Source organism: Streptomyces sp. NBC_01012, from assembly GCF_045162755.1.
Taxonomy (GTDB): domain Bacteria; phylum Actinomycetota; class Actinomycetes; order Streptomycetales; family Streptomycetaceae; genus Streptomyces.
The window spans coordinates 5,950,674-5,964,194 of the sequence record NZ_CP108688.1 but is presented as its reverse complement, the minus strand read 5'-3'; the positions used below and the strand labels follow the sequence as shown (position 1 = coordinate 5,964,194).

Below are 13,521 nucleotides of genomic sequence, written 5' to 3'. Positions count from 1 at the left end.
AACTGGCTGGAACGGCTTGGGGGGACAGCGTGGAAGTCTACGTCTCCGAGCTCCCGGATGGCGGGCACTCCCCGGGACGGTCACGCGTTGGAAGAGCGGGGCGACAGTCCCCTTTGTTCTGAACTGTTCTGAACGCCACGGACCAGGAGGCACCCAGCGATGTCGGACCCGCAGACCGGCGCTGAGCAGCGCGGGGAGCAGATTCTCGCAGTTTTCGACACCGCGTTCGGGCAGCTCCTGGCCGCCGATCCGGCCGCCTGCCGGGTCGGCTTCCGCAGGATGGCGGGCTCGGCCCTGGCCTTCTACCAGGGGTCGGCCGCCCTGTTCTACGCCGACCTGGACCGTGAGCAGCACACCGGCGCCTATCTGGACGAGCGCACCGGCCGGGTGTGGATCCACGGCGATCTGCACGCCGGGAGTTTCGGCACGTACATGGACGCCGACGGCCGTCTGGTGTTCAGCGTCAACGACTTCGACGAGGCCTATGTGGGCCCCTTCACCTGGGACCTCAAGCGCTTCGCCGCCTCCGTCGCCCTGATCGGTCACGCCAGGGCGCTGGGCGACGACCAGATCACCGCGCTCGTCCGGGCGTACGCCACCGCCTACCGCGAGCGGATCCACGCCCTGGCGACGGGCGCCAAGAACGACGAGGTGCCGCCCTTCACGCTGGACACCGCCGAGGGTCCGCTGCTCGGCGCGCTGCGCGGCGCCCGCGCGCTGACCCGGCACGGGATGCTGGACTCGTTGACGGAGATCCGGGACTTCGAGCGCCGGTTCAGCGCCGACGGCGGCGCGGTCGACCTGGACGCGGCGACGCGTTACAAGGTGCTCGCGGCGTTCGACGGCTATCTGGAGACGCTGCCCGACTCCAGTCTCGCCCGGCCCGACTCCTACCGGGTGAAGGACGTCGTCGGCCGCCGGGGCACCGGCATCGGGCCGGCCGGCCTGCCCTCGTACAACATCCTTCTGGAGGGCGGCAGCGACGCCCTGGAGAACGACGTCGTGATCTGCCTCAGTCAGGCGCGGACCCCGGCCGTCTCCCGGCACATCACGGACGCGGCGGTGCGGGACCACTTCCAGCACGAGGGGCACCGCACGGTGGTCTCGCAGCGCGCGCTCCAGGCCCGCGCCGACCCGTGGCTCGGCTGGACCGAGCTGGACGGGGCCGGGCAGCTGGTCGCCGAGATCTCCCCGTACGCGGTCGATCTGGACTGGTCCGACATCGACGAGCCGGAGGAGATCGCGGCGGTGGTCGCCGATCTCGGCCGGGCCACGGCGGCGATGCACGCGGCGGCGGACGACGGGAGCGGACGCTCGCTGGTGCCGTTCTCCACGGAGCGCGCGATCGACGCGGCCGTCGCGGCCGACGAGGAGGGCTTCGCGGAGCTGCTGGTGGACTTCGCCCACAGCTACGGCGCGCGGGCCCGCGCCGACCACCAGATCTTCGTCGACCTGCTCCGTGCCGGCCGTATCCCCGGTCTTTAGGGCTCGTTTACAGGTCCGCATGACACACTCTCCGGCGATGGACGTATCAGGGACACAGATCAGAGCAGTACGCGCGGCGCTGTTCACCGCGCTCGTCGTCACGCTCTCGTCCGCGTCCCATGTGCTGCTCTCCCGGGTCCCGCTGCCGCTCACCGCCGTCGCGCTGCTGGCCGGGGCCGTCTTCGCCGTGGCGTTCGCGCTGGCGGGCCGGGAGCGCGGCTTCGGGGCGATCGCCGGGCTGCTGGTTCCGCTGGAGCTGGCCGCCGACACGGTGTTCACCACCGGTCAGCACCTCTGTTACGGGGCGGCGGGCGGCCCGATCGCGGGCCCGCTGCGCTCCGTGGGGGTGAATGTGCTCTGCGGCGGTGAGGCCGGGCACGGCGCCGACGGGCTCTCCGGTGTCGCCTCGGTCGGCACCCCGCTGGCCGGGGTGACCGCCAAGGGCGACCATGCCGCCGCCCTGCTGGCATCGCCGGGGCCCGCCGTCCCGTGGCTGCTGCTGGTCGCGCATGTGGCGGTGGGCCTGCTGGCCGCCGCCTGGCTGCGGCGCGGCGAGTCGGCGCTCGCCGGCCTGCTGCGCGCGGCGGCCGCCGTCGCCTTCCGGCCGCTGCTCACCGCGGTCGCCGTGGTGAGCACACCGCGGCGCCGCGCACAGCCCGACGGCCGGCGCCCCGGGCGCCCGCATCCGCTGGCCCAGGCCCGCTTCCTGGTGCACTCCGTGGGACGGAGGGGCCCGCCGCTTCCGGCGCTCAGCGCTGTCTGAGCCCGCGGCAGGACCACTTTTCCGAGCCACCCCCACCTCTACGGAGCACCCGTCATGAGCAAGCGCAACAACCAGGCCAACAAGTCCGCCGCCCGCGAGCGGCTGCGCGCGGAGCGCGAGCGCCAGGCCAAGAAGGACAAGGCACGCAAGCAGATCATCGTCGGCGTCTCGGTCGTCGCCGTCCTCGCGATCGCCGGTGCCGTGAGCTACGGCGTGATGCAGCTGAACAAGCCCTCCGCCTGGGAGGAGGCCGCGGACGCGAAGAACGTCACGGCCCCCAAGAACACCTCGGGCACCGACGGCACGACCGTCGTGGTCGGCGACTCCGGTGCCAAGAAGACCCTGGAGCTGTACGAGGACTCGCGCTGCCCGATCTGCGCCACCTTCGAGCAGACGGTCGGCGAGACCGTGGCCAAGGACGTCGACGCCGGCAAGTACAAGATCAAGTACGTCGGTGCGACCTTCATCGACAACGCGGACAGCGGCGAGGGCTCGAAGAACGCCCTGAGCGCGCTGGGCGCCGCGCTGGACGTGAGCCCGGAGGCCTTCCTGGAGTACAAGAGCGCGCTGTACTCCGCGAAGTACCACCCCGAGGAGACCGACGACAAGTTCGCCAAGGACAGCTACCTGATCGAGGTCGCGGACACGGTGGACGCGCTGAAGGGCAACAAGGCGTTCAAGAAGAACGTCGAGGACGGCACGTACGACGCCTGGGCGATCAAGATGTCCAAGGCGTTCGACAAGAGCGGGGTCCAGGGCACGCCCACCCTCAAGATGGACGGCAAGACGCTCACCGCGGAGGGCAGCGAGAACGCCCCCATGACGGTGGCCGACTTCAACAAGGCGGTCACCGCGGCGCTCAAGGGCTGACCCGCCCTCGGCGGTCTCCGCGGGAGAGACCCCGGCTCAGGAGGCTCAGGAGGCGAACCGCGGGCCGCGCGGCAGGTGCGCGGCCCGCGGGCACCGCTACAGCGTGGCGAGGAAGCCGAGCGCGACCTTCCAGGTCAGGTCGGCCGACGCCTGGTCGAAGTCGGGCAGGTCCGGGTCGGTGTACAGATGTCCGGCGCCCGGGTAGCGGTAGATCTCGACGTCGGCCCCGGTGCGCTGCATCTGGAGGTACCAGCTGTTCAGCCAGTCCCCCGACTCGTGCGGGTCGGGGTCGGCGACGTGCAGCTGCACGGGCAGCTCGTCCACCGAGGCGTTCTCGGCGATGTCCGACGTACCGTGGATCAGCAGCAGGCCGCGGGCCTTCGCGTCGCCGAGCGCGAGGGTCTGCGCCACCGAGGCCCCGAACGAGAATCCCGCGTAGACGAGGCCCTGGTCCGAATACGGCGCGGCTGCCAGGACAGCCCGCCTGAGCAGCTCGTCCTTGCCCAGCTCCTGCTGGAAAGCCATTCCGTCCTCGACCGTTTCGAAGGTGTGGCCGTCGAAGAGATCGGGCACGCGCACCTCGTGCCCGGCTGCGCGCAGCCGCTCGGCAGCCGCGTGCACGGCAGGCCTCGGACCGTAGGTCGAGTGGAAAAGCATGATGTTCATGCGGTCCATGGTGCCAGGCCTGCCCCGACTACTGGAGGACTGAGGGAATGGAGAACGTCGTTCGGCCGCTGCTCGTGCTGGGCGGCTCGCTGGTGATCACCCTGGTGGTGGGCTGGCTGGTCGATCTGCTGCTGCGTCGTGAGGACAGCCGGCATCACGAGACCCCGCTCTGGGGTCTGCTCAGGCTCTGCCGGCCGCCCTTGCAGGTGGTGCTCTGCACGGCGCTGCTGCGGGCCAGCTTCCTTCAGCTCAAGCTCGATGTGGTGCGGGACAACCGGGGTGCGATCGGCCAGATCCTGACCCTGGTGCTGATCGCGGCCTCGGCCTGGCTGGTGCTGCGCGCCGCTGCCACGATCGTGGAGTCCTCGTACGCGCGTTACGCGGCCTCCACCCGCGACCCGGCCCGGGTCCGCCGGGTCAGGACCCAGGTCACGCTGATCCAGCGGGTGGTCACCGCGGTGGTGGCGACCGTCGCGATCGCCGCGATGCTGCTCACCTTCCCCGCGATGCGCACGGTCGGGACCTCGATGCTGGCCTCGGCCGGTGTGGTCGGCATCGTCGCCGGTGTCGCTGCCCAGTCCACCCTCGGCAATCTCTTCGCCGGCTTCCAGATCGCCTTCGGCGACATGGTCAGGATGGGAGACACCGTGGTGGTGGACGGCGAGTGGGGCACCGTCGAGGAGATCACCCTCACCTTCCTCGCGGTGCGGACCTGGGACGAGCGGCGCATCACGATGCCCGTGTCCTACTTCACGAGCAAGCCGTTCGAGAACTGGTCGCGCGGCGGGGCACAGATGTCAGGCACCGTCTTCCTCCAGCTCGACCACTCGGCCCCCATCGCGGCCATGCGTGACCAGCTGCGGGACATCCTCGGCGAGTGCGCGGCCTGGGACGGCCGCGACTGGTCCCTGGCCGTCACGGACACCACCCCCACGACGATCGAGGTGCGGGCCGTGGTCACCGCGAAGGACGCGAACGACATCTGGACGGTGCGCTGCGCGGTGCGGGAGCAGCTGATCGCCTGGCTCAGGGACCACCACCCGTATGCGCTGCCCCGGGTCGTGACGTCGCCCGCGGCACTGCCGCCCGGCGACCGCCGGTGGGAGCTCACGGGCGCGGACACCGGCCGGCCCCCGTCCAACGGCCGGGGCCCCGCCGTCGACAAGGCCCCCCGCACGGGCCGCGGCTGACCGCCGGGCGTGCACGGGCCCGCCCTAGCGCAGGCTGTGCACGTCCAGATAGCGCAGCACCCGGTCCACCACCTCGGGGTCCGAGCCCGGCTCGTTGCGGGCGTCGAGCACCGCGTGGCGGGCGGCCGACATCATCTCGCGCTGGATCCGGCCGATCTCCTTGAACCGCGCGGCACGTTGCGCGTAGGCGTCGCGCCGCTCCTCGTCGACCATGTCGGGACTGATCCGCGCCCCGATGTCGTACGCCGCGCGCTGGAGCCGCTCCAGCACCTCCTCGGGGAGTTCCTCGACGTTCTGGACCTCCTTGAGGCGGGTCCTGGCGGCCTTGGCCGCGCGGATCGCGAGGTCGCGCTCCAGCGCCTGTTCGGCGCCCGTGTCCGCCTTGACGCCGAGCTTGCGCACGAGCCACGGCAGGGTCAGGCCCTGGAGGACGAGGGTGACCATGATGACGACGAAGGCGATGAAGACGATCTCGTCGCGGCCCGGGAAGGGCTTGCCGTCGTCCGTCTTCAGCGGGATGGCGAGCGCCAGCGCGACGGAGGCCACCCCGCGCATCCCGGCCCACCACATGACGACGGTCTCGCGCACGCTGGTGGGGATCTCCTCGCTGACGTCACGCCGGGTGTGCAGCCGCTGGGCCAGCCAGCTGGCGGGCAGCAGCCACACCAGGCGTACGCCGACGACGACCGCGGCGACGGCGAGCCCCCAGCCCAGCAGGCGCAGTTCGCGTCCGTCGGCGGTGCCGAAGACGTTGTGGAGTTCGAGGCCGATCAGTCCGAAGGCGATACCGGTGACGAGGGTGTCGACGATCTCCCAGAAGGACCGGCCGGTGAGCCGCCCCAGGACGTCGTCGGCGTCCGCGGTGTGCTCGGCGAGGAACAGCGCCGTGGTGAGGACGGCGAGGACGCCCGAGCCCATCAGCTCCTCGGCGAGTACGTAGCTGGCGAACGGCACCAGCAGGGTCAGGCCGACCTGGAGGGTCGAATCGCCCAGATACCCCATCAGTTTGATGGTGAGCCAGCCGAGGACGAGGCCGACCGCCACGGCGACCACGGCGGACAGGACGAGCAGACCGAACGCGGCGGGCAGCGAGAAGGTGCCGCTGACGGCGGCGGCGATGGCGACGTGGTAGAGGACGATGGCCGTGACGTCGTTGAACAGCCCCTCGCCCTCCAGCACCGACACGAGCCTGCGCGGCAGTCCGACCGAGCCGGCGACGGCGGTCGCGGCGACCGGGTCGGGCGGGGCGACGAGCGCGCCGAGGGCCACGGCGGCGGCGATGGGCAGGCCGGGGACCAGCGCGTTGGCGACCGTCGCGACGGCCGCCGTCGTGACGAAGACGAGGGCGACGGCCAGCAGGAAGATCGGCCGCCGGTTGGCCGCGAACTGCCGCCAGGAGGTGCGCTGCACGGAGGCGTAGAGCAGCGGGGGCAGCAGGGCGGGGAGGATGAACTCCGGTGGGATGTCCACATCCGGGACGAAACTGGCGAAGGCCAGGACGATCCCGGCCAGGGTCATCAGGATCGGTGCCGGGAGACGCAGGCGCTCCCCGAGCGGCACCGTGACCACCGCCCCTAGCAGGAGCAGGAGCAGGAGTGCCATTTGGTCCACGTTGTGCCTTCCGCAGCGCGCCGGGCCGCCGGGGCCCGTTGATCAGCCGGTGAGGGCTCCAGCGTGCCACGCGTGAACGCCCGGGCCCGCGACGGGCCCGGGCCGAGCGGTCAGAGCGCCCGGCGCATGGCCCGGTGCGGTATCCCCGCATCCGGGAACTCGGGGCCGTACGCGACGTAGCCGAGCCGCTCGTAGAAGCCCAGGGCATGCGTCTGGGCGTGCAGATCGACGGCGGCCAGACCCAGCGCACGGGCCTCCGCCTCGATGGCCCTGACCAGCGCGGCGCCGACGCCGAGGCCCCTGGCGCCGCTGGTCACCGCGAGACGGCCGAGCGAGCCGACGGAGAGGTCACCACCGGTCCTGTCCGATGCTCCCTCGCCGTGCAGCAGCCGTCCGGTGCCGAGCGCGGTGCCGTCGGCGGCCACGGCGACGACATGTACGGCGGTGGCGTCATGGGCGTCGTACTCGATCTCCTCGGGCACCTGCTGCTCACCGACGAACACGTCCTTGCGGACCTGGAAGCACGCGGCGAGGTCACTCTCGCCGAGCGCCCTGCGGGTGCTGTACGGGGCGGTGGTCCTGGGGGTCATTCGCTCTCCGCCATGATCGTGTCGAGGGCGTGGCGCAGGTCGTCCGGGTAGCCGCTCTCGAATTCGACCCAGCTGCCGTCGGCCGGGTGCTCGAAGCCGAGCCGGACCGCGTGGAGCCACTGGCGGGTCAGGCCGAGGCGCTTGGCCATCGTGGGGTCGGCGCCGTAGGTCAGGTCGCCGACGCAGGGGTGGCGGTGGGCGGCCATGTGCACGCGGATCTGGTGCGTGCGCCCGGTCTCCAGCTTGATGTCGAGCAGGCTGGCCGCGCGGTAGGCCTCGATGAGGTCGTAGTGCGTCACGGAGGGCTTGCCCTCGGCGGTGACGGCCCACTTGTAGTCGTGCTGCGGGTGGCGGCCGATGGGGGCGTCGATGGTGCCGCTCATCGGGTCGGGGTGGCCCTGCACCAGCGCGTGGTACTTCTTCTCGACGACCCGGTCGCGGAACTGCGCCTTGAGCAGGGTGTAGGCCCGCTCGGACTTGGCCACGACCATCAGGCCCGAGGTCCCGACGTCCAGCCGGTGCACGATGCCCTGGCGCTCGGCGGCGCCCGACGTCGAGATGCGGTAGCCGGCGGCGGCGAGGCCGCCGATGACGGTGGTGCCGGTCCAGCCGGGGCTCGGGTGGGCGGCGACACCGACCGGCTTCATGATCACGACTATGTCGTCGTCGTCGTGGACGATCTCCATGCCGTCGACGGGCTCGGCGACGATCTGGACCGGAGCGGGCGCCTGGGGCATCTCCACCTCCAGCCAGGCACCGCCGTGCACCCGCTCGGACTTCCCGGCCACCGCGCCGTCCACCTGTACCTTCCCGGCGGCGGCCAGCTCGGCGGCCTTGGTGCGGGAGAAACCGAACATCCGGGAGATGGCGGCGTCGACACGCTCGCCCTCCAGGCCGTCGGGTACGGGCAGGGTGCGGACCTCGGGATACGTACTCACCAGTCGAGTATGCCTTGCGCGCACTAGTCCTTGTGCACGGTGCCGTCGGGGTCCAGGCCCTTGAAGGAAAGGATCACGATGAGGATTCCGCCGCAGACGATCGCGGAGTCGGCGAGGTTGAAGACGGCGAAGTGCGCGGGCGCGATGAAGTCGACCACCGCGCCCTTGAAGACACCGGGCGCACGGAAGATGCGGTCGGTGAGATTCCCGAGCGCCCCGCCGAGCAGCAGGCCGAGTGCGATGGCCCAGGGCAGGCTGTAGAGCTTGCGGGAGAGCCGGACGATCACGATGATCACGACGGCCGCGATGGCCGTGAAGATCACGGTGAACGCCTCGCCGATCCCGAAGGCTGCGCCCGCGTTACGGATCGCGTCGAACTTCAGCCAGTCGCCGATGAGCTCGACCGGCTCCTGGTGCTCCAGCTTCGCGACCACGATCATCTTGCTGATCAGGTCCAGGAGATAGGCGAGGACGGCCGCCGCGAGGAGGACCAGGATCTTCCTCCTGCCCCGGCCTCCCGCCTCGTGGCTGCTCGCCTCTTCGCCGCCCGGCTCGTGGCTGCTCGCCTCGTCCCCGCCCGGCTCGTGGCTGCTCGCCTCGTCGCCGCCGGCCTCGTGGCTGCCGGCCGGGGTCGCGCCCTCGGCGGGCTGCTGGGGCTCAGCCCCGTCGACCCCCTCGGCATCAGGGATATCCGGCGTACCGATGATGCTCTCCGCCTCTGCCACGTGAGTCCCTCAACCTAGGTGCCTGACTGAGGACGAGGGTACGACACACCCGGGCGATCAGGGAGCGATCGGGGTCCGGCACCCACGTCGCGAGGCGGAGATTCGGGTCGCCCGCTCGGATCAGCCGCGCCGCTCCTGCTTCTGCTTGTCCTCCACGCAGAGCGTCGCCCGGGGGAAGGCCTGCATCCTGGCCTTGCCGATCGGCTTGCCGCAGACCTCGCAGAGGCCGTAGGTCCCCGCGTCGAGCCGTGCGAGCGCCCGCTCGGTCTGCTCCAGGGTCTCCTGGGAGTGGGCCGCCAGGGACAGCTCGTGCTCCCTGGTGATGTTCTTCGTGCCGGTGTCCGCGTCGTCGTCCCCCGCACCGTCCCCCGAGTCACGCATCAGCCCGGCCAGCGCCGCGCCCGACGCCTCCAGCTCGGTGCGCAGCCGCTCGGCCTCGCCGGCGAGCTCGGTCCTGGCCGCTTCGGCCTCCTCCGGGGTCCAGGGGTCCTCCCCCGGCCTGACCGCCAGGTCTCCGGCCGCCGTCGCCAGGCCGGCCCTGGCCGGGGGCACAGCGGTCGCGGTGCCCTCTCCGACAGCCGTGGTCCGGGCCGCGCTCTTCTTGGCTACCACCGTGTGGGCTCCTGTCTGCTCGGCGGCCTGTGCCGCCCCCGTGGCCTTCTCCGACGCCTTCTTGGCCGTGCTCTTCTTGGCCGTACTCTTCTTGGCCGTACTCTTCTTGGCCGCGCTCTTCTTGGCCGCGCTCTTCTTGGCCGCGGCCTCGCTGACCGGCTTCTCCCCGCCCGTGTCGGTCTTCTTCGCCACCATGGCCGCGGCCCCTTCACATTTTGTGATCTTGCACGCGAATCGTGCTGGGACGATAAATCGACCCCAGCCCCGCGGCAACGGGGCACGCCGCCGGTTCGCCCCTCCCCGTCGGCGGGCAGGGACGCACCTGCAAGCGTTGTGCCCAGCTCCCCGCCCGGTAATCCGCCCCGTGCGCTCTCCCCGGACTCCGTCCGGCCCGAGTGGCCATTCGGGTCAAGCACCGCCTGTGGATAAACCGGTCGGCCGTCCGCCGCGCGGGCCCGTACACTGGCCGCAGCGAGAGGCATGGATGGGACGAGTAGCGTCGTACGCAGCCAGGAGCGACCCGGGGACGGTGGGAGCCCGGGGGCGAGCGCGTCGTGAAGATCACCCCGGAGCCGCCGGAAGAACGCTTTGGACCGTGGGCGGAGCCCATCGGCACAAGGCCACTAGACCCGGCGTCGCGACCCCAATGAGGGGGCCGTGGGCGCACGCCCGTGGCCAAGGAGGGTGGTACCGCGGGAGCTGATCCGGCTCTCGTCCCTCCGACGGAAGTGGAAGACGTCCGCCGGAGGAAGCCCGCACATGACATCGCCGCAGTACCACCAGGTGCCCGCCCAGGTCGACCTGCCCGCCCTGGAACACGCCGTGCTCGACTTCTGGCAGGACGGCAAGGTCTTCGCCAAGAGCCTCGACCGGTCCGACGGCCGCCCCGAGTGGGTCTTCTACGAGGGCCCGCCGACCGCCAACGGCATGCCGGGGGCGCACCACATCGAGGCCCGCGTCTTCAAGGACGTCTTCCCGCGCTTCCGCACCATGCAGGGCTACCACGTCGGCCGCAAGGCCGGCTGGGACTGCCACGGCCTGCCGGTCGAGCTCGCGGTGGAGAAGGAGCTGGGCTTCAACGGCAAGAAGGACATCGAGGCCTACGGCATCGCCGAGTTCAACGCGAAGTGCCGGGAGTCCGTCACCCGTCACACCGACGCCTTCGCCGAGCTCACGACCCGCATGGGGTACTGGGTCGACCTGGACGACGCCTACCGCACGATGGACCCGGAGTACGTCGACTCCGTGTGGTGGTCGCTGAAGGAGATCTTCGACAAGGACCTGCTGGTCCAGGACCACCGCGTCGCCCCCTGGTGCCCGCGCTGCGGCACCGGCCTCTCGGACCACGAGCTCGCCCAGGGGTACGAGACGGTCGTCGACCCCTCGGTCTTCGTACGCTTCCCGCTGACGAGCGGGCCGCTGGCCGGCCGGGCCGCGCTGCTCGTCTGGACGACGACCCCCTGGACCCTGGTCTCCAACACCGCCGTCGCCGCGCACCCCGATGTCACCTACGTCGTCGCGACGGACGGCACGGAGAAGCTGGTCGTCGCGCAGCCGCTGGTCGAGAAGGCGCTCGGCGAGGGCTGGGAGCTCACCGGCGAGACCTTCACGGGCCGCGAGATGGAGCGCTGGACGTACGAACGCCCGTTCCAGCTCGTGGAGTTCCCGAGCGAGGCGCACTACGTCGTCAACGCGGAGTACGTCACGACCGAGGACGGCACGGGTCTGGTCCACCAGTCCCCCGCGTTCGGCGCCGACGACCTCCAGGTCTGCCGTGCGTACGGCCTCCCGGTGGTGAACCCGGTCCGCCCCGACGGCACCTTCGAGGAGGACCTCCCACTGGTCGGCGGGGTCTTCTTCAAGAAGGCCGACGAGGCCCTCACCGAGGACCTGGCCGCGCGCGGCAAGCTCTTCCGCCACGTCCCGTACGAGCACAGCTACCCGCACTGCTGGCGCTGCCACACGGCCCTGCTGTACTACGCGCAGCCGTCCTGGTACATCCGCACGACCGCGATCAAGGACCGGCTCCTCCAGGAGAACGAGAAGACGAACTGGTTCCCCGACTCGGTCAAGAACGGCCGCTTCGGCGACTGGCTGACCAACAACGTCGACTGGGCGCTCTCCCGCAACCGCTACTGGGGCACCCCGCTGCCGATCTGGCGCTGCGAGGACGACCACCTCACCTGTGTCGGCTCGCGCGCGGAACTCACCGAGCTGACGGGCACCGACCAGTCGGCCCTCGACCCGCACCGCCCGTTCATCGACGAGATCACGTTCACCTGCTCGCACGAGAACTGCCAGCTGGAGGCGTACCGCGTCCCCGAGGTCATCGACGCCTGGTACGACTCGGGTTCGATGCCGTTCGCGCAGTGGGGCTACCCGCACAAGAACAAGGAGATCTTCGAGAGCCGCTACCCGGCGCAGTTCATCTCGGAGGCCATCGACCAGACGCGCGGGTGGTTCTACACGCTGATGGCGGTCGGCACGCTGGTCTTCGACAGGTCCAGTTACGAGAACGTGGTCTGCCTGGGCCACATCCTCGCCGAGGACGGCCGGAAGATGTCCAAGCACCTGGGCAACACCCTCGAACCGATCCCGCTGATGGACCAGCACGGCGCCGACGCGGTCCGCTGGTTCATGGCGGCAGGCGGCTCCCCCTGGGCGGCGCGCCGCGTGGGCCACGGCACCATCCAGGAGGTCGTCCGCAAGACGCTCCTCACGTACTGGAACACGGTGGCCTTCCAGGCGCTGTACGCCCGTACGTCGAAGTGGGCACCCTCCGCGTCCGATCCGGCGCCCGCCGACCGCACGGTCCTGGACCGCTGGCTGCTGAGCGAGCTCGGCATCCTGGTGGACGAGGTCACCAAGGCCCTGGAGGGATACGACACCCAGCGCGCCGGCAAGCTGCTGTCGGCGTTCGTGGACGACCTGTCCAACTGGTACGTCCGCCGCTCGCGCCGCCGCTTCTGGCAAGGTGACGCGTCGGCGCTGCGCACCCTGCACGAGGTCGTGGAGACGGTCACGCAGCTGATGGCCCCGCTGACGCCGTTCATCACGGAGCGGGTCTGGCAGGACCTGATCGTCCCCGTCACCCCGGACGCCCCCGAGTCGGTGCACCTGTCGTCGTGGCCGAAGGCGGACGCCGCCGCGGTCGACCCGGTGCTCTCCACGCAGATGGCCCTGGTGCGCCGCCTTGTGGAGCTGGGCCGCGCCACCCGTGCCGAGTCGGGGGTGAAGACCCGCCAGCCGCTGTCCCGCGCCCTGGTCGCCGCCTCGGGCTTCGACGCGCTCACCCCGGAGCTGCGCGCCCAGATCACGGAGGAGCTGAACGTCTCCTCCCTGGCCTCCCTCTCGGAGGTAGGCGGCTCGCTGGTCGACACCACGGCCAAGGCGAACTTCCGCGCCCTGGGCAAGCGGTTCGGCAAGGGTGTCCAGGCAGTGGCCAAGGCAGTCGCGAACGCCGACGCGGCGGCCCTCTCCCTCGCCCTGCGCGAGGGCACGGCCTCCGTGGAGGTCGAGGGCGAGCTGATCACGCTCGCCCCCGACGAGGTCATCATCACGGAGACCCCCCGCGAGGGCTGGTCGGTGGCCTCCGACTCGGGTGCGACCGTCGCCCTGGACCTGGAGATCACCCCGGAGCTGCGGGCGGCAGGACTGGCCCGTGACGCGATCCGGCTGATCCAGGAGGCGCGCAAGAACAGCGGCCTGGACGTGGCGGACCGGATCGCGGTCCGCTGGACGTCCACGTCCCCCGAGACGACCGAGGCCCTGACCGCGCACGCGGGCCTGATCGCGGACGAGGTGCTCGCCCTGGACTACGCCGAGGGCGAGGCGGACGACACGTACGGCACCCCGTTCGAGGACGAAGGCCTGTCCCTGACGTTCCGCCTCCGCAAGACCCAGGCGTAACCCGCCGCGAGGGCCCGGCCGGGAACGTTCCGGCCGGGCCCTTCGCTGTTCCCCTACCCGCCCCTTCCCGTGACCGGGGGAGGTGATTCTTAGCCTCGCCGGCGTTTGAGGCGCGAGGTCCGGGGCGGAGCCCCGGGTTCGGGAAGGGGCGGGTAGGGGACA

The 13,521-nt window shown here is 71.2% G+C and carries 11 protein-coding genes; 5 read left to right on the top strand and 6 right to left on the bottom strand.

Annotation, left to right across the window (positions count from 1 at the left end):
• Nucleotides 1–159 precede the first annotated feature (159 nt).
• The 3 genes from OG623_RS26820 to OG623_RS26810 are packed head-to-tail and all read left to right on the top strand — an operon-like array spanning nucleotide 160 to nucleotide 3,118.
• Nucleotides 160–1,485: a DUF2252 domain-containing protein gene (locus OG623_RS26820; RefSeq protein WP_406149902.1), complete on the top strand. Its 1,326-nt coding sequence runs from the start codon at nucleotides 160–162 to the stop codon at nucleotides 1,483–1,485.
• 37 nt (nucleotides 1,486–1,522) lie between these two features.
• Nucleotides 1,523–2,248: a hypothetical protein gene (locus tag OG623_RS26815; protein WP_406149900.1), complete on the top strand. Its 726-nt coding sequence runs from the start codon at nucleotides 1,523–1,525 to the stop codon at nucleotides 2,246–2,248.
• A gap of 54 nt (nucleotides 2,249–2,302) precedes the next feature.
• Complete coding sequence (locus OG623_RS26810) at nucleotides 2,303–3,118, top strand: thioredoxin domain-containing protein (RefSeq protein WP_406149899.1); 816 nt, start codon at nucleotides 2,303–2,305, stop codon at nucleotides 3,116–3,118.
• A 96-nt stretch (nucleotides 3,119–3,214) separates the two neighbouring features.
• Here the strand turns inward: OG623_RS26810 and OG623_RS26805 are convergent, their stop codons facing one another.
• Nucleotides 3,215–3,793 carry a dienelactone hydrolase family protein gene (locus OG623_RS26805; protein ID WP_406149898.1) on the bottom strand — a complete coding sequence of 193 codons (579 nt, stop codon included), beginning with the start codon at nucleotides 3,791–3,793 and terminating at the stop codon, nucleotides 3,215–3,217.
• Between the two features lie 38 nt (nucleotides 3,794–3,831).
• Between OG623_RS26805 and OG623_RS26800 the strand changes: the two genes are divergently transcribed.
• Nucleotides 3,832–4,974, top strand: coding sequence for a mechanosensitive ion channel family protein (locus tag OG623_RS26800; RefSeq protein WP_406149897.1), 1,143 nt, complete (start codon nucleotides 3,832–3,834; stop codon nucleotides 4,972–4,974).
• Between the two features lie 24 nt (nucleotides 4,975–4,998).
• On the opposite strand, the gene OG623_RS26795 is transcribed toward OG623_RS26800, so the two are convergent.
• From OG623_RS26795 to OG623_RS26775, 5 genes are all read right to left on the bottom strand, one after another.
• Entirely contained in the window at nucleotides 4,999–6,585 is a 1,587-nt protein-coding gene (locus OG623_RS26795; protein WP_406149895.1) for a Na+/H+ antiporter, read from the bottom strand.
• Nucleotides 6,586–6,695: 110 nt separating this feature from the next.
• Entirely contained in the window at nucleotides 6,696–7,175 is a 480-nt protein-coding gene (locus OG623_RS26790) for a GNAT family N-acetyltransferase (RefSeq protein WP_406149894.1), read from the bottom strand.
• Nucleotides 7,172–8,113 carry an RluA family pseudouridine synthase gene (locus tag OG623_RS26785; RefSeq protein WP_406149893.1) on the bottom strand — a complete coding sequence of 314 codons (942 nt, stop codon included), beginning with the start codon at nucleotides 8,111–8,113 and terminating at the stop codon, nucleotides 7,172–7,174. The genes OG623_RS26790 and OG623_RS26785 overlap by 4 nt, the downstream gene beginning before the upstream one ends.
• Nucleotides 8,114–8,136: 23 nt before the next feature.
• The gene (gene lspA / locus OG623_RS26780; RefSeq protein WP_406149891.1) at nucleotides 8,137–8,838 is read right to left on the bottom strand and encodes a signal peptidase II; all 702 of its coding nucleotides are present in this window, start codon (nucleotides 8,836–8,838) and stop codon (nucleotides 8,137–8,139) included.
• Nucleotides 8,839–8,958: 120 nt separating this feature from the next.
• The gene (locus OG623_RS26775) at nucleotides 8,959–9,645 is read right to left on the bottom strand and encodes a TraR/DksA family transcriptional regulator (RefSeq protein ID WP_406149890.1); all 687 of its coding nucleotides are present in this window, start codon (nucleotides 9,643–9,645) and stop codon (nucleotides 8,959–8,961) included.
• Nucleotides 9,646–10,209: 564 nt separating this feature from the next.
• On the opposite strand from OG623_RS26775, the gene ileS reads away from it, so the two are divergent.
• Nucleotides 10,210–13,359 (top strand): isoleucine--tRNA ligase, encoded by a 3,150-nt coding sequence (ileS, locus tag OG623_RS26770; protein ID WP_406149889.1) that lies wholly within the window; start codon nucleotides 10,210–10,212, stop codon nucleotides 13,357–13,359.
• Nucleotides 13,360–13,521 lie beyond the last annotated feature (162 nt).

Excerpts from the sequence above, each read along its gene's own strand:
- OG623_RS26820 (WP_406149902.1), top strand. The coding sequence starts at position 160 with ATGTCGGACCCGCAGACCGGCGCTGAGCAGCGCGGGGAGCAGATTCTC.
- OG623_RS26815 (WP_406149900.1), top strand. The coding sequence starts at position 1,523 with ATGGACGTATCAGGGACACAGATCAGAGCAGTACGCGCGGCGCTGTTC.
- OG623_RS26810 (WP_406149899.1), top strand. The coding sequence starts at position 2,303 with ATGAGCAAGCGCAACAACCAGGCCAACAAGTCCGCCGCCCGCGAGCGG.
- OG623_RS26805 (WP_406149898.1), bottom strand. The coding sequence starts at position 3,793 with ATGGACCGCATGAACATCATGCTTTTCCACTCGACCTACGGTCCGAGG.
- OG623_RS26800 (WP_406149897.1), top strand. The coding sequence starts at position 3,832 with ATGGAGAACGTCGTTCGGCCGCTGCTCGTGCTGGGCGGCTCGCTGGTG.
- OG623_RS26790 (WP_406149894.1), bottom strand. The coding sequence starts at position 7,175 with ATGACCCCCAGGACCACCGCCCCGTACAGCACCCGCAGGGCGCTCGGC.
- OG623_RS26775 (WP_406149890.1), bottom strand. The coding sequence starts at position 9,645 with ATGGTGGCGAAGAAGACCGACACGGGCGGGGAGAAGCCGGTCAGCGAG.
- ileS (WP_406149889.1), top strand. The coding sequence starts at position 10,210 with ATGACATCGCCGCAGTACCACCAGGTGCCCGCCCAGGTCGACCTGCCC.